This is a genomic window from Paenibacillus sp. SYP-B3998 (assembly GCF_010820665.1).
Taxonomy (GTDB): domain Bacteria; phylum Bacillota; class Bacilli; order Paenibacillales; family NBRC-103111; genus Paenibacillus_E.
Genome location: NZ_JAAIKC010000007.1, coordinates 136,891 through 159,716 on the forward strand (window position 1 = coordinate 136,891; position 22,826 = coordinate 159,716).

Annotated in this window: 25 protein-coding genes; 17 read left to right on the top strand and 8 right to left on the bottom strand. The window is 46.6% G+C overall.

The genetic code is table 11. The annotated features are described in order from the left end of the window. The first annotated feature begins 210 nt into the window (after positions 1 to 210). The 10 genes from GK047_RS18390 to GK047_RS18435 all read left to right on the top strand — a co-directional run bounded on the left by GK047_RS18390 (position 211) and on the right by GK047_RS18435 (position 9,265). Complete coding sequence (locus tag GK047_RS18390) at positions 211 to 2,178, top strand: dihydroorotate dehydrogenase (RefSeq protein WP_163949939.1); 1,968 nt, start codon at positions 211 to 213, stop codon at positions 2,176 to 2,178. A gap of 21 nt (positions 2,179 to 2,199) precedes the next feature. Beyond that, positions 2,200 to 2,931 carry a metallophosphoesterase family protein gene (locus GK047_RS18395; RefSeq protein ID WP_163949942.1) on the top strand — a complete coding sequence of 244 codons (732 nt, stop codon included), beginning with the start codon at positions 2,200 to 2,202 and terminating at the stop codon, positions 2,929 to 2,931. 79 nt (positions 2,932 to 3,010) lie between these two features. Beyond that, positions 3,011 to 3,289 carry a chorismate mutase gene (locus tag GK047_RS18400; RefSeq protein WP_163949945.1) on the top strand — a complete coding sequence of 93 codons (279 nt, stop codon included), beginning with the start codon at positions 3,011 to 3,013 and terminating at the stop codon, positions 3,287 to 3,289. 213 nt (positions 3,290 to 3,502) lie between these two features. After that, entirely contained in the window at positions 3,503 to 4,537 is a 1,035-nt protein-coding gene (locus tag GK047_RS18405; RefSeq protein ID WP_163950313.1) for an agmatine deiminase family protein, read from the top strand. Positions 4,538 to 4,575: 38 nt separating this feature from the next. Continuing rightward, on the top strand, positions 4,576 to 5,451 hold the full coding sequence (aguB, locus tag GK047_RS18410) for an N-carbamoylputrescine amidase (protein ID WP_163949947.1): 876 nt from the start codon (positions 4,576 to 4,578) through the stop codon (positions 5,449 to 5,451). 66 nt (positions 5,452 to 5,517) lie between these two features. Next, positions 5,518 to 6,123: a LysE/ArgO family amino acid transporter gene (locus GK047_RS18415; protein ID WP_163949950.1), complete on the top strand. Its 606-nt coding sequence runs from the start codon at positions 5,518 to 5,520 to the stop codon at positions 6,121 to 6,123. Between the two features lie 56 nt (positions 6,124 to 6,179). After that, positions 6,180 to 6,611, top strand: coding sequence for a YkvA family protein (locus GK047_RS18420; RefSeq protein ID WP_240344031.1), 432 nt, complete (start codon positions 6,180 to 6,182; stop codon positions 6,609 to 6,611). Positions 6,612 to 7,606: 995 nt separating this feature from the next. Further along, positions 7,607 to 8,551: a phosphotransferase gene (locus GK047_RS18425; protein ID WP_240344032.1), complete on the top strand. Its 945-nt coding sequence runs from the start codon at positions 7,607 to 7,609 to the stop codon at positions 8,549 to 8,551. Positions 8,552 to 8,617: 66 nt separating this feature from the next. Next, positions 8,618 to 8,860: a hypothetical protein gene (locus GK047_RS18430; protein WP_163949956.1), complete on the top strand. Its 243-nt coding sequence runs from the start codon at positions 8,618 to 8,620 to the stop codon at positions 8,858 to 8,860. 45 nt (positions 8,861 to 8,905) lie between these two features. Then, a complete protein-coding gene (locus tag GK047_RS18435) occupies positions 8,906 to 9,265 on the top strand; it encodes a hypothetical protein (RefSeq protein ID WP_163949958.1) in 360 nt (119 codons plus the stop codon). A gap of 204 nt (positions 9,266 to 9,469) precedes the next feature. Here GK047_RS18435 and GK047_RS18440 read toward each other — a convergent pair whose 3' ends face one another. Next, a complete protein-coding gene (locus tag GK047_RS18440; protein ID WP_163949961.1) occupies positions 9,470 to 10,540 on the bottom strand; it encodes a branched-chain amino acid aminotransferase in 1,071 nt (356 codons plus the stop codon). A gap of 67 nt (positions 10,541 to 10,607) precedes the next feature. Here GK047_RS18440 and GK047_RS18445 point away from each other — a divergent pair, with 67 nt between their 5' ends. Both GK047_RS18445 and GK047_RS18450 read left to right on the top strand, forming a co-directional pair. After that, on the top strand, positions 10,608 to 11,546 hold the full coding sequence (locus GK047_RS18445; protein ID WP_240344033.1) for a LysR family transcriptional regulator: 939 nt from the start codon (positions 10,608 to 10,610) through the stop codon (positions 11,544 to 11,546). A 765-nt stretch (positions 11,547 to 12,311) separates the two neighbouring features. After that, entirely contained in the window at positions 12,312 to 13,235 is a 924-nt protein-coding gene (locus tag GK047_RS18450; RefSeq protein WP_346010361.1) for a TRM11 family SAM-dependent methyltransferase, read from the top strand. Here GK047_RS18450 and GK047_RS18455 read toward each other — a convergent pair whose 3' ends face one another. Together GK047_RS18455 and GK047_RS18460 are read right to left on the bottom strand one after the other, a co-directional pair. Then, positions 13,236 to 13,835: a DUF3298 and DUF4163 domain-containing protein gene (locus GK047_RS18455; RefSeq protein WP_240344034.1), complete on the bottom strand. Its 600-nt coding sequence runs from the start codon at positions 13,833 to 13,835 to the stop codon at positions 13,236 to 13,238. It lies immediately after the preceding gene. A 146-nt stretch (positions 13,836 to 13,981) separates the two neighbouring features. Next, on the bottom strand, positions 13,982 to 14,143 hold the full coding sequence (locus GK047_RS18460; RefSeq protein ID WP_163949967.1) for a hypothetical protein: 162 nt from the start codon (positions 14,141 to 14,143) through the stop codon (positions 13,982 to 13,984). Between the two features lie 430 nt (positions 14,144 to 14,573). On the opposite strand from GK047_RS18460, the gene GK047_RS18465 reads away from it, so the two are divergent. Next, positions 14,574 to 15,155: a pyridoxamine 5'-phosphate oxidase family protein gene (locus tag GK047_RS18465; RefSeq protein ID WP_163949970.1), complete on the top strand. Its 582-nt coding sequence runs from the start codon at positions 14,574 to 14,576 to the stop codon at positions 15,153 to 15,155. An 11-nt stretch (positions 15,156 to 15,166) separates the two neighbouring features. Here GK047_RS18465 and GK047_RS18470 read toward each other — a convergent pair whose 3' ends face one another. Next, positions 15,167 to 15,559 carry an acyl-CoA thioesterase gene (locus GK047_RS18470; protein ID WP_163949973.1) on the bottom strand — a complete coding sequence of 131 codons (393 nt, stop codon included), beginning with the start codon at positions 15,557 to 15,559 and terminating at the stop codon, positions 15,167 to 15,169. A gap of 411 nt (positions 15,560 to 15,970) precedes the next feature. Between GK047_RS18470 and GK047_RS18475 the strand changes: the two genes are divergently transcribed. Then, the gene (locus tag GK047_RS18475) at positions 15,971 to 16,147 is read left to right on the top strand and encodes a hypothetical protein (RefSeq protein ID WP_240344046.1); all 177 of its coding nucleotides are present in this window, start codon (positions 15,971 to 15,973) and stop codon (positions 16,145 to 16,147) included. 68 nt (positions 16,148 to 16,215) lie between these two features. Next, positions 16,216 to 17,607 carry a class II fumarate hydratase gene (fumC, locus tag GK047_RS18480; protein ID WP_163949976.1) on the top strand — a complete coding sequence of 464 codons (1,392 nt, stop codon included), beginning with the start codon at positions 16,216 to 16,218 and terminating at the stop codon, positions 17,605 to 17,607. A gap of 417 nt (positions 17,608 to 18,024) precedes the next feature. Here the strand turns inward: fumC and GK047_RS18485 are convergent, their stop codons facing one another. Both GK047_RS18485 and GK047_RS18490 read right to left on the bottom strand, forming a co-directional pair. Continuing rightward, positions 18,025 to 18,225, bottom strand: a complete 201-nt coding sequence (locus tag GK047_RS18485) for a cold-shock protein (RefSeq protein WP_163949980.1) — start codon at positions 18,223 to 18,225, stop codon at positions 18,025 to 18,027. 64 nt (positions 18,226 to 18,289) lie between these two features. After that, positions 18,290 to 18,490, bottom strand: coding sequence for a cold-shock protein (locus tag GK047_RS18490; RefSeq protein WP_163949983.1), 201 nt, complete (start codon positions 18,488 to 18,490; stop codon positions 18,290 to 18,292). A 216-nt stretch (positions 18,491 to 18,706) separates the two neighbouring features. Here GK047_RS18490 and GK047_RS18495 point away from each other — a divergent pair, with 216 nt between their 5' ends. Together GK047_RS18495 and GK047_RS18500 are read left to right on the top strand one after the other, a co-directional pair. Then, on the top strand, positions 18,707 to 19,921 hold the full coding sequence (locus GK047_RS18495) for an NAD(P)/FAD-dependent oxidoreductase (protein ID WP_163949986.1): 1,215 nt from the start codon (positions 18,707 to 18,709) through the stop codon (positions 19,919 to 19,921). Positions 19,922 to 20,013: 92 nt separating this feature from the next. After that, the gene (locus tag GK047_RS18500; protein ID WP_163949989.1) at positions 20,014 to 20,484 is read left to right on the top strand and encodes a CBS domain-containing protein; all 471 of its coding nucleotides are present in this window, start codon (positions 20,014 to 20,016) and stop codon (positions 20,482 to 20,484) included. Positions 20,485 to 20,579: 95 nt separating this feature from the next. On the opposite strand, the gene GK047_RS18505 is transcribed toward GK047_RS18500, so the two are convergent. Together GK047_RS18505 and GK047_RS18510 are read right to left on the bottom strand one after the other, a co-directional pair. Then, complete coding sequence (locus tag GK047_RS18505; protein ID WP_163949992.1) at positions 20,580 to 20,987, bottom strand: hypothetical protein; 408 nt, start codon at positions 20,985 to 20,987, stop codon at positions 20,580 to 20,582. A gap of 140 nt (positions 20,988 to 21,127) precedes the next feature. Beyond that, a complete protein-coding gene (locus GK047_RS18510) occupies positions 21,128 to 22,672 on the bottom strand; it encodes a copper amine oxidase N-terminal domain-containing protein (protein ID WP_163949995.1) in 1,545 nt (514 codons plus the stop codon). Positions 22,673 to 22,826: the final 154 nt, after the last annotated feature.

A 22,826-nucleotide genomic window follows, 5' to 3' on the forward strand; every position in this document is an offset into this window, starting at 1 on the left:
AGGGATTATAACGGAAGCTTGGTTTTTAAAAAATATCGTGGATGGACTATTAGCAAATATGTAGTCGTCCATTCTCTGGCTACCTTAGCGGTCATCCGTCTTAGAGTAAGAAAAATCCGCTTTTCACACGTCTAAACGGTCGTCCTTAGTATATTTTCGTTAAAATGTTGGCGGAACCCCATATTGCTATGAATAGGAGCGCATCATCCTATGCCGGATTGGTCTTATCACGCTATTTTTCGCCCTTTACTTTTTTGTTTGCCTGCCAAGCTGGCTCGGGGGCTCACGCTTCATGCGATGGGAGGGCTAAGCCGCATCCCCGGTGGGACGTTCGTTATCAAAACGATGGGGCACATGGAGCTGTCGCCTCTCCTCCAAAGTGAATTAGCAGGTGTGAGGGTACAATGTCCTGTGGGTTTAAGTGGAGGGCTTGATCCGCATGGTACAGCGAATAAAGCGCTGGCCCAGTTCGGGTTCGGCTTCATAGAACTCGGTCCTGTCACAGTCAGTCAGGTAGGCAGAGAAGTAGAAGCAGAGATGCTAAGAGAGGTGGAGCAGGAAGCCATCGTGTACCCCGATGGCTATGCAAATGACGGCGTCGATGACATTGTCCGTCGCCTGGCCAGAGGCACGGGGCATCCTTTGCCCCACTTTGTACGGCTCAGGCCCCTGCCTGGCAGCTCCCCGCGGGAAGCGCTTTGTCAGCAGCAAGAGCTGCTGACAAAGCTGACGCCATACGCGGCGGGCTTCTACTTCGATGGCCTTGACGAAGGCTGGCCATCGGCTGAGGCTGCGGCGTACCTCGTCGAGGTACGCCAGCTCGCTATGACAGCGGCGGCTGGGAAGCCGCTGTTGGTTTATGTGCCGCAGAGTTATCCACAGGAGATGCTGCGGCAGCTTGTAGAAGACGCCCAGCTAGGAGGCTGGAGCGGTGTCGTCATCGGCGAGGCTGTGCGCGATGCGCAGGACGACCGCCGTATTCGCGTTGGCGGTGCCGAGCAGCTCGGTGCCTCGCTGAGCCGAGTGCGGCTGCTCCGCGAGGCGCTGGGCGAGCGGAGCACGATTATCGCTGCTGGCGGTGTGCACCAGCCAGAGGATGCACTAGCGCTTCTCTCTGTTGGCGCGAACTGTGTCCAGCTGCACAGCGGGCTCGTATACGCGGGGCCGGGACTGCCCAAGCGAGTGAACGAAGCGATCATTTATGATCGCATTCGAGCTACCGAAGAACCGGAATCGCCATCGTTTTGGGCAAACTGGGGTTGGATGAGCCTGCTAGGTATTGGCATGATGATCGGTGGTGTGCTTGCATGGCTTATTGCTACGACCAGCGTACTTCTGCCTTATGATGAGACATTTCTTGGGATAAGTCGGAATGCTATCCTGACATATAATGATCGCTTGCTGCATTTCATGTCCCATGATCGGATTACTTTGGCCGGGACCATGGTCTCCATCGGTATCTTTTATTATCAGTTAGCCCATCATGGTCTTCGTTATGGACTTCATTGGGCGCGTACAGCAGTGTTCAGCTCTTGTGCGGTAGGATTCAGCAGCTTTTTCTTGTATCTCGGATATGGCTTCTTCGATCCTTTACATGCCCTTGCTGCCGCAGTGCTGCTGCCTATGCTGCTCATGTCGATGCGGGGCCTGAAGGACAGGCCTTCGCGGAAACCGCCAGGGCTTTGCAATGACGCTGTTTGGCGCAGGGCGCAGTGGGGACAGTGCTGTTTCGTCGTACTTGGATTTGCGCTAGGGATCGGTGGGCTTACGATATCTTCCATCGGTGTTACGACGGTATTTGTACCGACAGATCTCACTTATGTGGGTCTGAGCGCCGAGCAGCTTGCGAGTTGGAACGAGCGTCTCATTCCCTTGATTGCGCATGATCGAGCAGGTTTCGGCGGCGCTCTGTTTTCCCTCGCGGTGGCAATCACGTCTTCGGCGCTATGGGGCGTAAACCAGGGCGAAGCTTGGTTATGGTGGACGTTCTTCTTGGGTGGACTGCCTGGGTTCGCCGCCGGACTGCTTGTTCATTTTCATATCGGCTATACCGATTTCATCCATCTTCTTCCTGTCTATATTGCAGTTGCTCTTTATGCTGTTGGACTGTATCTCATGTATCCGTTTCTCGTAGGCAGGGCGAGTGTACCGACTGTCGCTCTAACGAACAATTCTTAACCCTTAAGGGAGGTGATGCTGATGGAGAAAATAGCGATAATTTCAGATATTCATGGCAACATGCCAGCTCTAGATGCCGTGTTGGAGGATATCCGCCACCGTGATCTTAAGAGCATCCTATGTCTGGGGGACTTAGTTGGGAAAGGTCCGCATTCCGAGCGTGCCGTAGATCGTATAAGGGAGGTTTGCCATACCGTCATTATGGGGAATTGGGACGATTTCATGAGCAAACCCGCAGAAGACCCGACCTTGAATTGGCATCAAGCTAGACTGGGAACGGAGCGAATGGCATACCTGCGAGGATTGCCGTTTTCTTATGAATTTTGGATGAGCGGCAAATACGTAAGGCTGTTTCATGCTTCTCCAAGAAGCGTCTATGAACGCATCCAGCCATGGGATGCTATGGATAGCCGATTGTCGATGTTCGAGTCTTCAGCGCTATGCTCGGAAACGCTACAAGCCGATGTAGCGGGCTATGGAGACGTTCATAATGCGTATCTTCAGCACTTGAATGGGCGCACGTTATTCAACGTAGGCAGTGTTGGCAACCCACTGGATATGCCGCAGGCTTCTTATGCCATTCTTGAAGGACATTACCATAGTAAGAAGACAGCACCTCTGAATATTCAACTGGTTCGTGTCCCGTACGACATTGAGCGTGCCGTGCAGCAAGCGAAAGATGAGGATATGCCAGATTTGGAGCCTTATGTTATAGAGCTTCGTACAGGGCAATATCGTGGGAAGAAGAAGTAAAGGGAAGCTCCATACAATTCATGCGAAATATGCTATAATTATTAGTTAAATGCATGGAAGGTAAGGAGACTACGACCGCATGAATAACACGGAGCTAAAGGGTCTGCGCACCCAAATTGATGAAATCAATCTTAAATTACTTGATCTTTTGAATGAAAGAGCGAGGGTTGTCGAGCTCATTGGAGCCTATAAACGCAGCGCAGGCATTCAAGATGTGTACGATCCAATTAGAGAACGAGAAATCTTCGAGCATCTATGCAGCCAAAACAAAGGGCCCTTTGATGATGAAATGATCAAAAATATTTTCAAGCAAATCTTCGACGAATCCTCAGAGCTTCAAAGTCGGCAAAGAATTTAAATGGGAAAAACGGATACAGTGCCAGAAGGGATTCTGCGGCTGCATCCGTTTTTTCACGAATTGAATGCTATAGAATTCCTGTCAATGGAATCTTTTTTTACTGATGTTCTGCATTGAGCCTGAACGTCATTTAGGTTATGATGAAAGTCGGTGCTCGCAAGCATAATTGGCGGCAGCACGTCTAAAATTCAAGGATAAAGTGAGATGGATAAGATGAATGCTAAGGATTTACACTATACAATGCCCGCAGAATGGACAGCTCATGAGCGCACCTTCGTTTCATGGCCGGTACAAGCTTCAATGGTGTACCCAGAAGATCATGCAGTTGTAACAAAGGGCTACACTGATTTAGTGAAGGCTATTGCCGAATTCGAGCCTGTGACCGTTATTGTTAACCCAGGGGACGCGGAACAGGTAAAAGCCTTGTTCGAAGAGTCCAACATCGAGTTCCTAGCGATCGAGCATAATGATGCTTGGTTTAGAGATAATGGGCCAACCTTTGTGCTGAATGCAGAGCAGGGAATCGCGGCAGTAAACTGGAAATTCAACGCGTGGGGAGGCAAGTATGCCCCTTGGAATTTGGATGATGAAGTAGCCCCGCAGGTATTAGAGCACTACGGTGTGAAGCGTTTGGACGCTCCGCTTGTCATGGAAGGCGGCTCTATTCATGTGGATGGGGAAGGCACGCTTTTGACAACAGAAGAGTGTCTCTTGAATACGAATCGTAATCCAGAGCTAAGCCGCGAGCAGATTGAAGAGCATGTGAAAAATTTCGTCAATGTCGAGAAAATCATCTGGTTGAAAAACGGCCTGGATGGCGACGAAACCGACGGTCATGTCGACAATATCGCCTGCTTCGCAGCTCCTGGTAAAATCATTATTCAGGTTTGCAACGAACCTGCGGATGAGAATTACGCGATTACACAAGAGAATCTGGCGATTTTGCGCAGCGCAACAGATGCTAAGGGACGCGCTTTCGAGATCATCGAGATCGAGCAGCCTCCGAAAACATTCTTTGAAGAGCAGCGTTTGACGCTGAGCTATCTGAACTTCTACTTCGTGAACGGCGGTATCATTTTGCCGGTGTTTGGTGGAACGGCTGAAGACACGGATCGCAAAGCAGAGCAAGTATTAAGCTCAGCTTTCCCTGATCGTCGTATCCGCAAAATCAACGGCATGTCCATAATTAAAGAGGGCGGCAACGTCCACTGCACAACGCAGCAGATGCCAGCAAGTAAAAGAGCGTAAGCTTTGTAACATAAAGAACTAGATGAGAGGTGATTGGATTGAGAAAGGTGAAAGTCGCAGCTACACAAATGAGCTGCTCCACCAACATTGAGGAAAACATCCGGAAAGCCGAGGCTCTAGTCCGTGAAGCGGCGGCTCAGGGCGCTCAAATTATTTTGATTCAAGAGCTGTTCGAGACACCTTACTTCTGCCAAAAGGAAAAATCGGATTATTATCACTATGCAACTGAGTTGGAAAACAACAAAGCAGTCAATCATTTTCGCAAGATCGCAAAAGAGCTGCAGGTCGTTCTACCGATCAGCTTTTATGAGAAGAAGAACTATGCTCGATACAACTCCCTCGCGGTGATTGACGCGGATGGAGAAGTTCTCGGTTTGTATCGCAAAAGTCATATTCCTGACGGCCCAGGTTATGAAGAAAAGTTCTATTTTAATCCTGGAGATACCGGATTCAAGGTGTGGAAAACACGCTATGCGAAGATCGGCGTAGGAGTGTGTTGGGATCAATGGTACCCGGAAGCAGCTAGAGTCATGGCGTTGATGGGGGCTGAGCTGCTGTTCTATCCAACCGCTATCGGCTCTGAGCCACAGGATGGCTTGATTGATTCCAAGGATCACTGGCAAATGTGTATGCGTGGGCATGCCGCTGCCAACTTAATGCCAGTAATCGCGTCGAATCGCATAGGTAAAGAAGAAGATGAGGATTCAAGCATCGACTTCTATGGCTCTTCCTTCATCGCAGGCCCGCAGGGTAACAAGATCGCAGAAGCGGGGCGTTCGGAAGAAACGACGCTTGTGGCTGAATTCGACCTTGATCAGTTGGAGGTTCAGCGCATTGAGTGGGGGATTTTCCGCGACCGCCGTCCTGATTTGTATAAAAAAATTGCCACCTATGATGGGGAGCAAGTACTATAAGCTAGGTTGGCAGTCATCCCTTTAGGGTGGCTGCCTTTTTGATCGGACTAGCATTGAGGAGCCATCATGTTATCAGCAATTATTCACGCATTTATACTAGCTATAGGTCTAATCATTCCTCTAGGTGTTCAGAATTTTTTTATTTTTTCGCAAGGGGCAGTTCGGGGAAGACTGACCTATGTACTTCCTATCGTAGTTACGGCGGCGTTATGCGATACGTTATTGATTTTAGTCGCAGTCTTGGGACTGTCGGTTATTGTATTTAGCTTTGTATGGATCAAAACGACGATTGTCGTCATCGGTGTGTTATTTTTGCTTTATATGGGGTATTCATCTTGGAAAACAAAACCTTCAACAGACAAGAAGGTTCCTCAGCACACACAAGTGGGTAAATTAATTTTATTCACGATGATGATTTCTATTTTGAACCCTCATGCGATTTTGGATACAGTGGGGGTTATTGGGACAAGCTCATTGAGTTACCAAGGTGCTGAGAAAGCAGCATTCACCATTACGTGTATTGCGGTCTCATGGCTGTGGTTTTTCTTATTGGCCGCAGCGGGCCGATGGATAGGGCTCAGAGACAAGTCAGGCAGACTGATCCCTTATCTGAATAAAGTATCAGCAGTTGTGATGTGGGCAGCGGCGATCTATTTGGTAACAACGCTATAAGTGTGAATCTCTAAGGCATCTTAACGCGTAGTAACCTAATGAATGGAGTGATGAAGATGGACGCATCCAAGTATGAAAAGTATTTTTCCAAGGAGGGTTTCTGGACGAAGTTGAAAAAAGGCGCTAAAGACGCCGGGATTAAGGTCATTTACTCGGGCTTGCTCTTGTTCTATGCGCTTGAAAGTCCAAAAACGCCGCTGAAAGCTAAGGTTCAAATCTATGGTGCGCTTGGTTATCTTATTTTTCCACTCGACTTTGTGCCCGATCTGCTGCCTGTGGTCGGCTATGTCGATGATTTAGGCGCTCTGGGTCTAGCGCTTGGAGCTGTAGCGATGAGTATCAATAGCGATGTGAAGCGTAAGGCGAAGGACAAGCTGAGAGATTTTTTTGGGGAGGATGCGATGAGCAGCCCGGATCTCATTGAGATTGAAGCTCAGCTGGTGGAGAAAGAAGATGCTCCTAAGAGCGATGAGGAAGCAAGCAGATAGATAAATATAAATATATGGAAAAGACTATCCCTGGTTATTCTATAACGTTGGGACAGTCTTTTTTTGCGTTGAAAAGGGACTCTACGATAGGTATTCAAAGGCTGTTCGGTACTTACCAGTTTATAACTTGTTAAAATTCAAATATATCACTTCAGTAGAATTGTTTTACTTATATTGGTATATTATACCAATATAAAAAGAAATAAAAATTATGTTTAATAAAGAAGGAGGGGGATTTTCTTGAAACTGAAATTGCGTATTCCATTAATACTATTAATTGCTTTTTCTTTGGCAGGTATAACCCACTTGTTAGGTGGCAAATTTTTTATATTTCCAGATAGTCAATTTATATCCTCAATTTAATACTGGGCTATTCTTTTATTCTTGGTTTTTGTAATTGAAAAAATTAAACTATCAGAAGTTAAAGTTAACTTAATAGTAGGTGTTTCAATTGCTTTTTTGGGAGTAATAATCGAGTATTTACTGAAAAATTCTTGAAAAAAATCCCCTTTAACTATACCGCCCATAACCAACCTTCGTGGGCGATAGAGAAGAATGGGAAGCATTGTATCGTATGCTCAGACGTACATAAAATACCAAGAATTTTCCTATTTGGGGTAATGCCAGCGAAACTTGTTACCAAGTTCCAAAGGGGCTAATGTCGTTCTCCTTATTTAAAAACGGATAGGGTTGATTGTTGATGCACCTTTAGAATTAGTAAATAGCTAAGTATAATGTTTATACATGCAATTTGGCATTATCGGGTCATGCAGCCGTATGAAGACGAAGGGTATCAATGTTATTTGTGACCGAAAATGACATCATAAATGGGGCATATGCCTAAGTAGAAGTGGAAGTAGACAAGGATAAAGGGGCTGTACGACAATCTTTTAATCAATAGCTGTACAAAATCTCTATTTGCGCATGCAATGATTTAGGTTAAATGTATATTAATGTAAAAAGGTGCCGAGGTGTGGTTGATGATAGAGCCGTCTATGAATGACGTAGTACGATCTGATGGTTATTTGAACGAGGATAAAATCGTGAAAAGAGAAATTCTCTATAAAGGCATGAATGGTAGAAATGTAGAGAGATTCTATGTCTCTGAGTCGCAGAGTTATGTGTTTAAACCATTAACGAATAACGAGCAATTAGGCAAAGAAACGTGGGTTTATGAGCAAGTGCTTCATGATTTTCGGCCTATATATCCCAGCATAAGAGCGAGCTCAACAAGCGATAGGCCAGAGGCAAGTTGGATCATTTTTGAGGATCTCGGTCAGCTCGAACATAGATTTGAAGAGGGAATTGTGCTAGAAGTAACAAGGCAGATGGCTTATTGGCATTCCCTTTCTATAGACAAATGGTTAGACGCTCCCTTAAAGGGGCCAAAGCCCGTTATTGAGGAACTCGTACAAGATTTATTTCTAAAAAAGAAGCATGTTATAGAGATATGGACTCACTATTATCCCTCGCCAGTAATCATTGAAAACCTATTCTCGTTACTTGAACAATCTAGCTTTTCTAAGAGTCGGGTTCTTTCACATGGTGACTTGCATCTTGGCAATTATGCTAGGAGTAATCATAAAGTTTTCGTTCTGGATTGGGAGCACGCCCATCTAAATACACCATTATGGGACCTATACCATTTAGTCGATATTTCGCATCCTATTTTTCCAAAGGTAGTGACAAATGAACTTAGGGAAAAAGTATTGGACTCCTACGTAGAACAATTCAAGGCACATTCAAGCAACAGCGAGCTAGATCAGTTAGCCTTTAAAAAGGAGTATTACTTGTTTTCCTCTACGTTCTCCCTCTGGATGCTGCTGCTTATACACGGGGATCTGACTAGTGGGGAGGACAAATGGGATAAAGGACTGTTGAAAATCCAACTGGAAGAAACGCTATCTAATTTAGTCCAGTGTGCAGAACGGATTGGTTAGTAATCCGAATATATGTCGATCTCAATCATGGCGGGTTGTATAATAGAGTGCAAAGGAGCTGATTTTTTGAGAAAGAGTACGAAGAAAGCTTTAATTATTGCGATTATTGGAGTTGTGGTTTGGATTTTAAGTGTAGGAATTGGGATATCAATACAATTTGCTTCTATGTCTAATCATGATGAGAATGCTAGTTTTGTGCGCTTTTTGTTGTTCTTATTAGTCGGAGGTCTTGGCTTTATGACCGCTCTTGTTTCGGGAATTATCTGGCTGTTATTTTATTTACAAGATCGAAAAGAAATGAAGTCGTGAAACTCAGGCTGCAAATGAATTTGGTCAATAGATAGGGGGAGAACCTTGAAGAAAACGTCTATTGGAATCATTATTCTGGTAATAGTACTTCTAGCTGGGTGGATAGCTAGCCAGCTGTTCACATCAACAATCACCCCTGAGAGTATAGTTATTCTTGAAGCAAACGTAACAAATGATTTCATTACCATGAAAGGAGATTTTTCCGCTAGCGCCGTTAACTATAAATCCTACAAGGTAGACTACAAGGATGGTAAACTATTCGTCCGGATTCAAGGCAGCATCCTAAACGCAAGTGGCGTTGGTAGGTTTGATTTAACGATCATTAACAAATTCGGGAAAATAGATGAAGTATATGTGCAAGGAAGCGCAGCATCTGATAGCCGCCTCATATGGCCAGTAAAATAGGCCAATATCTTAATATTTGTCTATTCAGCTGTGTCATTTTCGCAATTTGTCTCTTAAAAAGCCGCCTTCAATGCGTCAAACTCCTCTCCTCACGCACCTTTTTTCTTTATTTTACTAAAAGCTAGAAGTGAGCGTATAAAAAAAGAAACTCGCCCTGTCATCGCAATGACGGTAAGACGAGTTCCGTGACTTGATCTGTTACATTCAACGAGAGGCCATCCAACCATGAGAATCCACAACGGTTCCACGTTGAATGCCAGTTATGGCGTTATAGAGCCTTTGCGTCAGCTCGCCGATACCCCCCTGATGAACAACCATCTGTTTCTCATTCCAATGTAAGCTTCCAATGGGCGATACGACAGCTGCTGTGCCTGTGCCGAACGCTTCCTGCAGCGTCCCGTCCTCATAAGCTTGAACGATTTCTGCGATCGAAATTTTCCGTTCGATGACGGGAATCTTCCAATCCTTCAGTAACTGAATAATGCTGTTCCTCGTAACGCCAGCCAGAATACTCCCGCTCAAGCTAGGGGTAATAACCTCTCCTCCAATATAGAAAAAGACGTTCATGCTACCCACTTCTTCTAAGAATTTCTTCTCGCTGGCATCCAGCCAGAGTACTTGCGCGCAATTCTTTTGTTTAGCGAGAGCCTGCGCTTTCATACTTGCCGCATAATTCCCCCCTGTTTTGGCGTCGCCGATACCACCTTGGGCTGCTCTCGCATAGTGGCTTTCCACTAGAATATGAATGGGCTGGAGTCCTTCTTCATAATAACTGTCAACAGGCGTTAGAATAACGACGAATAGATAACGCGCTGAGCTCCTGACCCCAAGCCCAGCTTCTGTCGCAACTATGAAGGGGCGAATATAGAGCGAACTTCCAGGCTGCTGAGGTACCCATTTCGCATCGACATGCACGAGGGTCTGTATGGATGCTACAAAAAAGTCCTCATCTATGAAAGGCATTTGGAGCCTTTCGTTGGAATGGTTGAGCCGCTTCGCATTTTGATCAGGACGGAAAATCCGCACCTCGCCTTCCTCGCTTTGAAAAGCTTTCAGCCCTTCAAATACAGCCTGCCCATAATGGAAAACCATAGCTGCCGGGTCTAAAGTAAGCGGCGCATAGGGAACGATGCGCGGATCGAACCACCCTTTCCCCTCTTCATAATCCATCAACAGCATATGATCGGTAAAATAACGTCCAAAGCCCAGCTTTTCATCCGCTTTAGGCATAGGTTTGAGCTGTTTCACCTGTTCAATCCGAATCTTTCCGTACATAGATCTCATTCCTCTCCTGCTACTAAGTTCGTAAATAGTTATCTTTACTATAGAAGAAAAAGAATCATTGATCAATTCTGAATTATCAATTAACATCATAGATACTAACTATGATCGTGAGGCGAAATTGTTGGAATATCGCTTGTTGGAATACTTTTTAGCGGTCTGCGAGCAATTACATTTTACGAAAGCTGCGGAGAAACTCGGCATTAGCCAACCCACCCTAAGCCAACAAATTCGCCTGTTGGAGTCCCGGTTGGGGACTTCGCTTTTTCAGCGAATCGGGAAGAGAATTTTCATCACAGAAGCCGGAGAAATACTTTATAAGCACAGTAGGAATATGTTTCACGAGCTTGACCAAGCACAGGCGGCGATCAATGAGATGAGGGGGATGCAGCGCGGCCGACTACGCATTGGCTGTTCGGGGAATCACCTGCTGACCGCAACTATTGTATCCTTCCATGCGAGCTATCCTGGGATCGAGCTATCGGTAACTGAACTGGCTACGGAGGAAACCAAGGAAGGGTTGCTGAACAATCAGCTGGATCTCGGCGTTGTCTTCTTACCGGGTGAGGAGGAGCAGTTACAGCGTATTCCGTTGTATAACGAACGTTTGCAGTTTGTTGTATCTAGTAAGCATCCGCTTGCTCAATCTGAAGCGATTGGACTAAGAGATCTCTGTGAACTGCCCTTGGCGATGCTTCCCAAGAAATTTTATGTGCGTCAAATGTTGGATGACTGCGTGCATCGGGCTGGCCTCGCATTGAAGCCAGCATTGGAGCTATCCACGCTGGAATCATTGCTACAAATGGCGAGGAACAACGTGCGCGGAGCCATTCTACCAGAGTCATATGTAAAAAGGATTGGCGACCACAGCGGGATTTGGTCTATTCCTATCCAAGACCCCGTCCCCGAAAAAGAGGTCGGTATTGTTCTTAGGAAAGACATGTTTATGTGCAAAACAACCGATACGTTTATCAGGCAATTGAGTACAGATTTTATATAACCTTACTCGAAAACATTTGCTCTTCCGAACGAGGGAGAGAGTGAAGTGGCATTAACCAAAGACTACGGAGGAGCAGCTCAGGGACATAGGCACTTGGTAACACGTTCGCTGGTACTCTCCCTAGTAGATACAAGATATCGCTAGCGTACATAATGAAGAAAAGGCCCAATTCCGTTGCTATCTCTTGATTCATAAAATTCGTGGTTATTAAACCGATGATTCCCACCAATGAAGGTACGAAGGGCCTAACAGTGTAACAAAGAGCATAGGTTTGATTGGATCTTTAGGTCTAATCACCTTTACTGACATCCAGTCTGGGGCTACGAATCCCCCACCCCCGTTGATTACCTAGTGATTCCTCTTGGGGGCATTATTGAGGATGAGATGCAAGCTGTTCTTACTAATAAAAAATCTCTGGACGAAGCAATTACGGAAATTCAAAAAAAGGGACAACAAGAGCTTGAAAAAAAAGTTACTACTTGCACAGTAAATAAATCTTTACAGCGCAAACTTTTAACTCATTTTGGAAACGATAGGTCAGCGGGTTCAAGAAAGAGGGTGCTGTCAAACGACAATACAGGATATAATCGATCGTACAGGCTCAAGAAGCAGTGCCCGGACTTAGTTCGCTCCTTACGACGGATAGGACGATAAAATAGGGAGCTACCTGCGACGGAATTTGTTACGATGTCCACGGCGTGTTAAACGGAAATTTCAGCAGTTATCGTGAAATTCTGCTAATGATTAAGAGACAGAGGAACCTTTATGACGATGAAATATGTGTACACTTACACCTGCCATGAAGATGAGCAGGCGTTATGTCAGCTAGAGCTACGCACGCTGCTGGGTGCAGAGTTGGGCGTGCGCTGCATAGAGAGCACGCGCTGTATAGATGCTAGTCGCAGCCCGTTTCTGAAGCTGCGGCTGGAGGTTTTGTTCGAGGCCGATAGCCTGGAAGAGCTGGCCGAGCAGGTGCAGACGTTGACCGTACGCGGGTCAACGTTCAAGGTTGTTTTCGCGGAGACGGAAACAGCCATCAGCTATGACCGGCAGCGGGAGGTCGAGCGCGAAATAGGCCGGCATCTTCGCGGCAAAGCCGAAATGCGACGGCCGGAGCAATGGTTCGCTGTAACGGAGCTGCGAGGCCGATGGTTGTTCGGCGATTGCAGCTTCGGCGAAGCCGTGTGGCTTCAGCATCAGCAGAAGCCGCAGAACTACTCCACCGCCCTGGGAACCCGCCTTGCGCGGGCGGTGGTGAATATCGCCGTGCCCGATATAGCGGGCACGCGGGTGTTGGATCCGTGCTGCGGTATCGGCACGGTGCTGGTGGAAGCGATATCGATGGGCATCGATATCGTCGGTTGCGACGTCAACCCGCTGGCCGTGCGCGGCGCGCGGGTGAACTTAGATCACTTCGGCATGGCAAATGTGGTGAGTCTCGCGGACATGCGGACTCTGCAGGGCCGCTATGACGCGCTTATTCTCGACATGCCGTACAATCTCTGCTCGAAGCTGCCGGAAGACGAGCAGCTTCAAATGCTTGAGAGCGCTCGCCGCTTAGCCGAGCGCGCTGTCATTATTACGACCGAGCAGATTGATTCGCTCGTGCTGCGGGTCGGTTTCCGCATCGCCGAGCGTTGCGTCGTTCGCAAAGGCAAGTTCAGCAGACAGATTATAGTCTGCGTCTAATCAGCTAAGCATTTTACCTAATGGTCCGTTTTCGTTAATGATATCCTGAATGTCATATACGGAAATCGGGAAATAAAGGAACCCGTAGACATAGGCAGCGAGTTCATACACCTGGAAGTAAATCACGAGAGCCTTGTCTGCGATATAGTAATCCTGATCCGGGCGAATTGCCTTGAAATCCACAAGTAAAGGGAGACTTCTTGTTTTAATTTGGGCCTGAATGATAGCTGAGAGTTTGGCCACATAGTTGCTGTTTGGCTTAAACAGATCTTTGAGCGCATACTGCTTTCCAGTTTGTGTACTAAAGGTCAATGATTTCTGTAGTGTTAATCCATGAGCGCCCCCTGAAAACGCGTAGTTCCACAAGGACAAGCTCAACACATCTCTTTGATTTGTTTTAAGCTCATAATAGGCCGTTACATCGGTCAGCGGATTTTGCGGATATCCTTGATCATGAAGCAATTGATTAACCGCATTGACAATAGCTGTATTCAGTGTTTGCTGAACTGAATTGGACGTTAGCTGCACAACTGCCGGGTATAGCAGATTGAGCTTATCTCGTAGCACTTGGTACGTTTGTATGTTAACAGGCTTTTCCATGTTTTCATCATCCATTCCTGCATGTTTGTTACAATTTATTCGGATGCTGGGCGAATGGTGTGTAATTTCTCAAGGATAATAGGCTGTCGTCTAAAAAACTGCTAAAAAAGCGGTAGGAGCGCAGGGCTCCTACCGCTTTTTTAGCTTTATTGTTGTGTGCTGGATTCATCAGTTTGGGACGTAGTGGAAGCTTCTTGTAGTTCAGCGGATAATTGTTCTACCTGCTCTTGGGATTTGCTGTCTTCTGCACTTGCTTGAGCAGCATTAATACCATGACTAACCACGTCATTGCTATCAGTTGTTGACATGTACAATCACCTCCTCTTCTATAACGAACAAAGTATGCCACGTAATACCCATAATTATGCAGAATTAGCTTTTTTAATGGAAATTTCGATGGTCATAGATAAGAAAAAATGAAAAAATGGAAGGGGACGTGACTTGGTGATTGGAGCACTTTTGTTAAACAGATGGAATTTGTCCCACCAATAGAGGTGCGTGCCATCCATACAAACCGCATTGATCAAAAAATAAAACATGGAGGATTGGAAAAGTGTTTTAGTACCAGGTAGTCTTATCGCGAATGCGGATGGAACATTTTAATCGTAACTAGGTAATTACGTGGAAAGAATATAGCGCTATAGGAATTGGCTATAGAACAGATAGTTTCCATCTACTTCACAAATAAAGGAGAGAGCCTCATAATAGAAGAAAATGGAATAAACGGAGGTGGTGTTCATGGGGAAATTATTCGAAGTCATGCAACCAGAGCATGAGGCATTCATTGCAAAGCAACATATTTTCTTCGTTGGATCGGCTCCATTGGATGCGGAGGGGCATGTCAATCTTTCACCGAAGGGTCATGACGTGCTGCGTATTTTATCCCAGACAGAAGTTGCTTATTTGGATTTGACAGGAAGCGGAAACGAAACGAGCGCGCACCTCGAAGAGAATGGGAGAATTACGCTCATGTTCACTGCCTTTGACGGGCCTCCTATGATTTTGCGTTTGTATGGAGAAGGTAGGGTAGTTTTGCCGGGTACTTCGGAGTGGGAGAAGCTAGCTCCACGATTTACGCTGTTACCGGGCGCTCGTCAGATCATCGTTGTCTCCATTCACGCGGTGAAAACTTCCTGTGGGTTCAGTATTCCCTTTTATAACTATGAAGGTGAAAGGAACACGCTTCAGCAGTGGGCCGTACATCAAGGCGAGCAAGGGATTAACAAATACCATCGCGAGAAAAATATGATGAGTATGGATGGTTTAGTGACTACGATTGGACAAAAGTTATCCACAGGTATTCTAGGAATTGAAGATTGAGCGGGTCTTACTCATTCAAAATGCTTCCGTAATTGCTCAGGCATTTCACGGCTTTTACGCGTATGGCTATCCATCGTAACACTGGTAACGAGGGCATCGGCACAGAGGTCGCCACGCTCATTGATGATTTCTTGCTTCAGAACGAAGCTCGAGCGGCCCATTTTTTCAGGGCGACAGGTAATGGTTAGGCGATCACCTTGTTTGCACTCTTTTTTGTAGTTAATGTTGATGTTGACAGTGACGGTTTGGATACCCATGTGGCTGAAAGCATCATAGGGGAGCTCTGAGCGCTCATACCATTCTTCCCGACCCCATTCGAGGTATTCTAAGTATTTGGCGTTATTGACGTGTCCGTTTATATCGATTTCGGTGGAACGAACAATGATTTCTAGTGTAGATTCCATGAGATAGACTCTCCTTTATTAGACACCTGCGTGGCAGGTGTTTTTTGTTTTTAGTTAGCGAACGTGTAAAACGAATTTGATGTTAGTCAGATCGTTGATTTACTTCTGAACAATTCACACAGCATATCTGTAATTGTTGCACTGATATCCTTGTTTGTCACGCTCTGCTTGACCTTTGTTACGCTCGACTGCTTGGGGAGTAGCGCCTCCTTATCCTATCAGTGTAACGTTACTTTCGTTAGATCGCCAACAAGTTGAAAAGGTTCGCATGAAGCTTGATTCATGAAACCACATTGCTTACATGGGTACGGACCTAGAGCATGATTTTATGATTTGGAATCCGAACGGTCGTGATTGTAGGACTGACCACGAATCATTGTGTGGAAACGATGACCCGAATGGCGGCGGATTTTGGGGTTCACAACGTATCTTGTGGCAGATGTGAAGGCAATGTTTGATCGGGCGGGTCCCGATGGAGTGGTGTACGCAGAGGAGCAGGTCCATTGCATGACGCCGGTGAATGTACACGAGAAATTTGCGACGATTGCAAGTGCGGAGGAGATTATGGAGTGGCTTTCCTCGGTGTGAGAAGGGTGATAGTTCGCTCTAAGCGGGGAATACTACGATGAAGCTATCTATGAAAAGAGGGGATTATTATGGAGCAAGGCTATCGCGTTGAGCGCGATACGATGGGGGAAATCAAAGTGCCTGTGGATAAGTTGTGGGGCGCCCAGACGCAGCGCAGCTATGAGAATTTCAAGATTGGCACAGAGCGGATGCCCTTCCGTCTCATTCAAGCTTTTGCTCTGTTGAAAAAAGCCGCTGCGCAAGTGAATTGCGAGTTGGGCGGCTTAACGGCAGAGAAAGCAGATGCTATCACGCAAGCGGCGGATGAGATTGTGCAGGGCCGTTGGAACGATGAGTTCCCTCTCGTCGTCTGGCAGACGGGCAGCGGGACGCAATCGAATATGAACGTTAATGAGGTGATTGCGCACCGCGGGAACGAGCTGTTGGTTGGGGATGGCTTGCGCATTCATCCCAATGATGACGTGAATCGATCGCAGAGCTCGAACGATACGTTTCCTACGGCGATGCATGTCGCAGGCGTCATCGCCGTGGAGCAGGAACTGCTGCCTGCGCTAGCGTTACTGCAGGCGACTCTTCAGAGCAAGATGGAGGCCTATGCCTCCATCGTTAAGATCGGGCGCACCCACCTGCAGGATGCGACCCCCCTGACGTTAGGGCAGGAGGTCAGCGGCTGGTGGGCGATGCTGGAGCAGACTGTGCACATGGTGCGCAGCAGCGTGGACACAATGCGCGAACTGGCCATCGGCGGTACCGCAGTGGGCACAGGGCTGAACGCGCATCCGGAGTTCGGAGCGCGAGTTGCCGAAGCGCTTGAACGCGAGACGCAGACGCGCTTCGTCTCGGCGGCGAATAAGTTTCATGCGCTGACCAGCCATGATCAGATTGTTTACGCACACGGCGCGCTGAAGGCGCTGGCGGCGAACCTGATGAAGATCGCCAACGATGTGCGTTGGCTGGCGAGCGGCCCCCGGTGTGGGATCGGGGAAATCACGATCCCCGAGAACGAGCCCGGCAGCTCGATCATGCCGGGCAAGGTTAACCCCACCCAGAGCGAGGCGATGACGATGGTCGTCTGCCAAGTGATGGGAAACGACGCGGCCATCGGTTTTGCCGCCAGTCAGGGCAACTTCGAGTTGAACGTGTTCAAGCCCGTCATCATTTATAACTTCCTGCAATCCGTGCGGCTCTTGGCGGATAGCACGCGCTCCTTCAATGATAATTGTCTCGCAGGTATGGAGCCGAATCGTGAAGCCATTCAGCGTAATCTTGAGCAATCGCTTATGCTCGTTACGGCGCTCAATCCCTATATCGGGTATGAGAAGGCGGCGAGCATCGCGAAGAGGGCCCATAAGGAAGGGCTGACGTTAAAAGAGTCTGCTGTGCGCAGCGGCTATTTGACGGCAGAGCAGTTCGACAGCTATGTGCGTCCAGAAGAGATGGTGCATCCGAAGGAGACTTAGCGGCTGTGAAGGCGTGTACGTCATCATTCTTCCACATCGTACAAAGACAAACAGCTGAATGTCTTTCTTCACATCAGACACCTACACAATACAAGATGGCACGGTTGTTACATTTCGCGGGGGAAATGTCATTCGTAAGGTGAAAATTGTGCCAGAAAATGCATCTGAATGTGTGGCCAATTTGTTAGGTCGAAAACGGGTGACAATCGATAATTCTTCAGAGAAGGTTGAATCAATTTGGCATGATGTATTCGAGCATTGCCCCAGATCCTTTAGTGCCGTCTATATAGCAACTTTACCAAGACCAGGAGAAAAGCCCTTGCCAACTCCGATAGGAGCAGCAAGGGCTTTTCTTTGGTCGGACTTCCCTATGGGGAAGTGTGAAGAGAGGAGGCAAGTCCCCCTCCTTCTGAATAATCATCTTCTGCTGCTTGTGTTCGATAAGGTGGGGAGCATCTTTAAATCCTTCACCATAGACGAACTACAAATTGGACATACGGGACTATCATCGAATGAGAAGTTATCCCGCATCCAGCATGAGCACTGCTCGGTGCTGCAAGTCCAGATGCTAGTTTGTTCTTCTGGTACAGGTTCCAACGATTTCTTTGAAAAATACAATTGAACTCCTCCTTGTCGTGTAGACTCAGACTCGCAAGCAGCTTAAAGCATATGTGGTGAAGGACTACAGCTTGACTACATTTTCAGCTTGTGGTCCGCGGTTACCTTGAACAACTTCAAATTGAACACGCTCACCTTCATCCAAACTTTTGAAACCTTCACCTGTAATGGCGCTGAAATGGACGAATACGTCTTTACCGCCTTCGACTTCAATGAACCCGAAACCTTTTTCTGCATTAAACCATTTTACCGTACCTGTTTCCATGTTTACAAAAACCTCCAACAATAATTTGTGCGTAGACGGCCCGACCTTTTCGATCTGGACAATTTGTTAACGCAGCTTTGATAATATATCCAATTTATCCAGAGCTTATTCCACTTTTAATAAAAAACTCGCAAAGATTCCAGCGGAGCTACGTCACAAGACAGACTCTTGCTTCGTCTCAAGTAGTATCAAGGGATTTGAAAGGGGATATGGCGCATGGAGCAGCATATCGTTATTGTTGGTGGAGGTTATGCAGGTCTTAACCTTGTAAGCTCGTTGCAGAAGCAGTTCACGGGTCAAAGAGGAATGAGGATCACCTTACTCGATAAAGAAACTTTTCATCTCAGGAAAGTGCTGCTTTTTCAAGGGGCAGTGGAGGGAACTGCACTAAAAATCCCATTCTCCACTTATTTCGATGGAACGATCGAGGTCATACAGGGCGAGCTGTCTGGAGTAGAACAGCAACAAAAACGAATCGGAATCAAGCTTCCGAATGGACAAACGGAATCGCTTCAATATGATAGGCTCATTCTATGTCTGGGTAGTAGGGTCGTTTCGGCTGCGCCAGAGCAGGGAGGTCACTCTTTAACGGATACGGACAGCAGCGAAATGATTAGAGTGCAGCTGGAACGGAACGTCCGCGATGCTCAGCTGGCAGCGCGGGTGTCCGAACGGCAGAGGCTCCTATCTGTAGCTGTGGTAGGCAGCGGAATTACGGGTATTGAGACCGCCAGCGTACTAGCCTGCGGTCTGAGACGCAAGGCGGTAGCCGCTGGACTGGACCCAACACTGATCAGCGTCACGCTAATCGGCTCGCAGGCGAGACTGCTCGAAGCAGCGCCGCCACACGTGAGCCAGCGGCTCGAAAAGGAGCTGGGCGAGCTTGGTGTCCACATCCTGCATGGTGCTAGAGCGGAGGCCTTCCGCGATGGCGCCGTGCTGCTGCGAGATGGCGCTAGCTTACCTGTTGGCGCCTGTGTTTGGACGTTGGGGCTGCGTCCGAATCCGCTAGTTCAGCAGCTTGGTCTCCCTCTAGAGGGGAATGGTAAGTTGATGGTGGACGAACGCTACCATGTCAAAGGGTGTGAGCATGTATACGCCATTGGCGATTGTGCTCATGTGTTTGATCCTTTAACAGGCAAAGCTGATGGCATGACATGCAAGGAAGCTATTCCTCAAGCGACGCGTCTTGCTAAGATTATTAAGGCTGAACTCGCTGGAGAAAAGGGCCCGGCGCATGAAGCCTATATGAATTTATTTTGCATCGGGCTTGGCCCGGAAAAGGGCTTCATTTGGATTCAAAAATGGGGAATGAATATCGTCCTCACTGGAAAGCTAGGGCGCCAAGTTCGTAAGTTGACGTGGGATATGGCTAGTCTGATGAGCCGTAAAGTTGTAGAGCACCTGCAAGTGGAAGCTGGTAGGAAATAGAATGCAGATAAGCAAAAACGACCATTGACTAAATAGTTAGAATTGTCTTACAATTTTATTGTAAGCTTCCTTTTGAAAAGGGGGATGGACCAATGAATGCGTCAGACATTATGGTTTCTAAGGTTGTTAAGGTTTTGGAAGGGGATACGATTCGGACGGTTCTGGACAAATTCGTATCCCATCGTATCGGTGGCATGCCTATAGTTAACCACTGCAATGAAATTAAAGGGTATATTAGCGATGGCGATATTATGCGTGGTATCGGTTCACAGTCTAAGGTTATTGTAGTATCTCCGTTCTTTATATCTTCTTGGTTGGATACACAAACGATGGAAGATAAGTATCGCGACATGATGGAAACAACCGTGATGGAAATTGCGACGAAAAAGGTCGTTACGGTCAGTATAGCTATGCCCGCGGATGAAGTCGCTTCCATTCTTGGCAGAAGGCATCTTAAGAAGGTTGTTGTGGAGAAAAACGGAGGCTATTTGGCAGGCATTATAAGTCGGGGAGATATGATGCGTTTTCTTAATGATCAGTTTTTGCATAAGCGATTAAGTTAACGGGCCCCCTGAATAAAGGAACTGGTCAGTCCTATTAATTAAAAAACTCGTCTATCCAAAGGTCGCAATGACCTGTGGAGAGGCGAGTTTTTAGTTTATCCTAGTAGTAGGATTACAAGCAATTCAAATAGCACGAGTGTCATAATTTGATTATAGGCCGCTGGAGAGTAGATAGGGCGATGCTGCCCAGATGGATGTTGAACGAACGGAAGATGATGCCCATGATGAGGGTGGTGTCCATGTGGGTGCACATGAATGTGAGCATGGTGTCCGTCTACATGAACTAGTGTTCCTTGATACGTATGCCCATCTATGGTCTGAACGTGGATGTGGTGACCGACATGAGGGTGTAGGGCAGCGTGTATGGCATGCTGCTTTTGTTTCATCATCGGTGTCCATGACGGTTCTGCCTGATAAATAACTTGATGCGTAGGTCGCAGCTGTGTTTCTTGCGGACTGGGTTGCTCTTGGTAATCTTGTTGATTCGGTGGATTCGTATACATGAGGCTTCGCTCCTTTTTCGTACTGCTGTCCCTGGGAACAGCACGTCGTTTGCCTAGTTCCTTACTAGACTATTCAGACATTCGAAAAAGGGAACAGGCGGACACCTAGGTCCGCCTAATATTGCTAAATTGCCAACGTTTTAATCCCGTTTAATCGTTACTGTGTGCGTATCATTGTTGAAACTGACCGTACTGCCAAGCTTCTCAGCGATGAAACGAATAGGTACGAAGGTGGAGCCATGATGAAGAGTTGCTGCGCTTTCTAATTGTACAGGCGAACCGTTGACAGTTGCTCTTTGGCTATCAAGGGTCAGGACAATCGTTGTGCCAGTAAGCTCATCTTTAATCGTAACTTGCTTGAGATCTCCGTTCCATTTCACATCCGCGCCAAGCTGCTCGGAGATGAATCTGACGGGAACCATCGTGTTATTGTCTGCATTGATAAATGGACTGTAACTATCAAACAGAGATTCTTCTTCGCTGTTTTGATTGATTACAAGAGGGATTTCTTTTTTTGTTACTTTCAAGTCGTTTTTCAACAACGTATAGAAAGCAGATTTTTTATCTAGTTGATTCAATAAGGTGTAGATAAAGGAAGGCTCAGATTCAAAGTTTAATACGCCTGCAGAAGTATCGATGGCATCGGCCTTCACCGGTTTGTTAATGTTCCATGCCTCACCAGCATAGCTCAGTTTAATTCCCGAAACACCAGACTTTTCATCCGTAATAGGGATAAAGAGTTCAAAGTTTTCTTTGCGAATTTGTTTATCTGTATCAATGAAAAAGTCGGTTTTTAGCGTAGTTTTAGCGCTCAAAAGTGCTTGAACTTGAGCATCTTCAGAAGGATTTTGTGTAGCTTTATCCATGCTAGCGACAGCTTCTTCGAGGCTATCGTGAATGGACGAATAAGCGAATCCGACAGCTAAAGATTTGTCTTTTAACAGAACGGAAGCTTGACCTTCTCCTTGTTCGTTAAGGAGAGGAAGGAACGCATCGTACAATTGACCTAGCAATTCTTTTAGGCCTTCTTCATCGGCAAGAATGCTTTTGAGGAATACCTTCAGAAGATCAACCACTTCACTGCCGTTCAACTCCAAGTGAACCTTTTGCAAATTAAGAGTTTCGGTATTTACTTGCTCGGTAGAAGAGGTGACCGTAATATTCTTAGGATTGGGGAAATTTTTCAAGAAAAACTTAATGAGAGCTGGTTGTAATTCCTTGATCTTATTGCCAAGCTGAGTCTGTACGCTAGTAGGTAACAGCGTGAGTTCGTCTGCCTCTGCAAACGTTGCTGGATCAAACTCGATTGGTTTTGGAGCACCCTCGATCTGAACAATAAACTTGGTACCATCTACATTGAGTTTAAAAGGGATTGTCCCTTTACCGTAAGTGAGGGCGCCATCTACAGAGAGGTGTTGATTGTCCTGCATTTTGGCGTTCGCAATCGACAATTTAACGTTCTTGAACGCTGTGATTGCGGTTTGCGCTTCAGCGGACAGCTGCGCGGTATTGCCAGTAACGAGTTCCAGTTGGAACGTGCTTTTGGACTCAGTTGACTTCACGCTTGCTCCATTTTGGATAGCTTGGGCGAAATCTAATCCTTGAACAGCTTGGCAACCTGTTAGCGTAACCATCAGAACAACTAATGCGGCTGAAATCCACCCTGTTAATTTCTTTTTCTTCATGCTCGAATCTACTCCTTAAATTTTATAGATAACAGTAAATGACAAATGTTTATACGCATGAACGGGAAGAACGATGCGCTAAATGGGGGAAATATTTATTTTAGGTAAAAATGGATTCTAAATCTAGGGGGAAACGATTGAACGTATCAAAGTG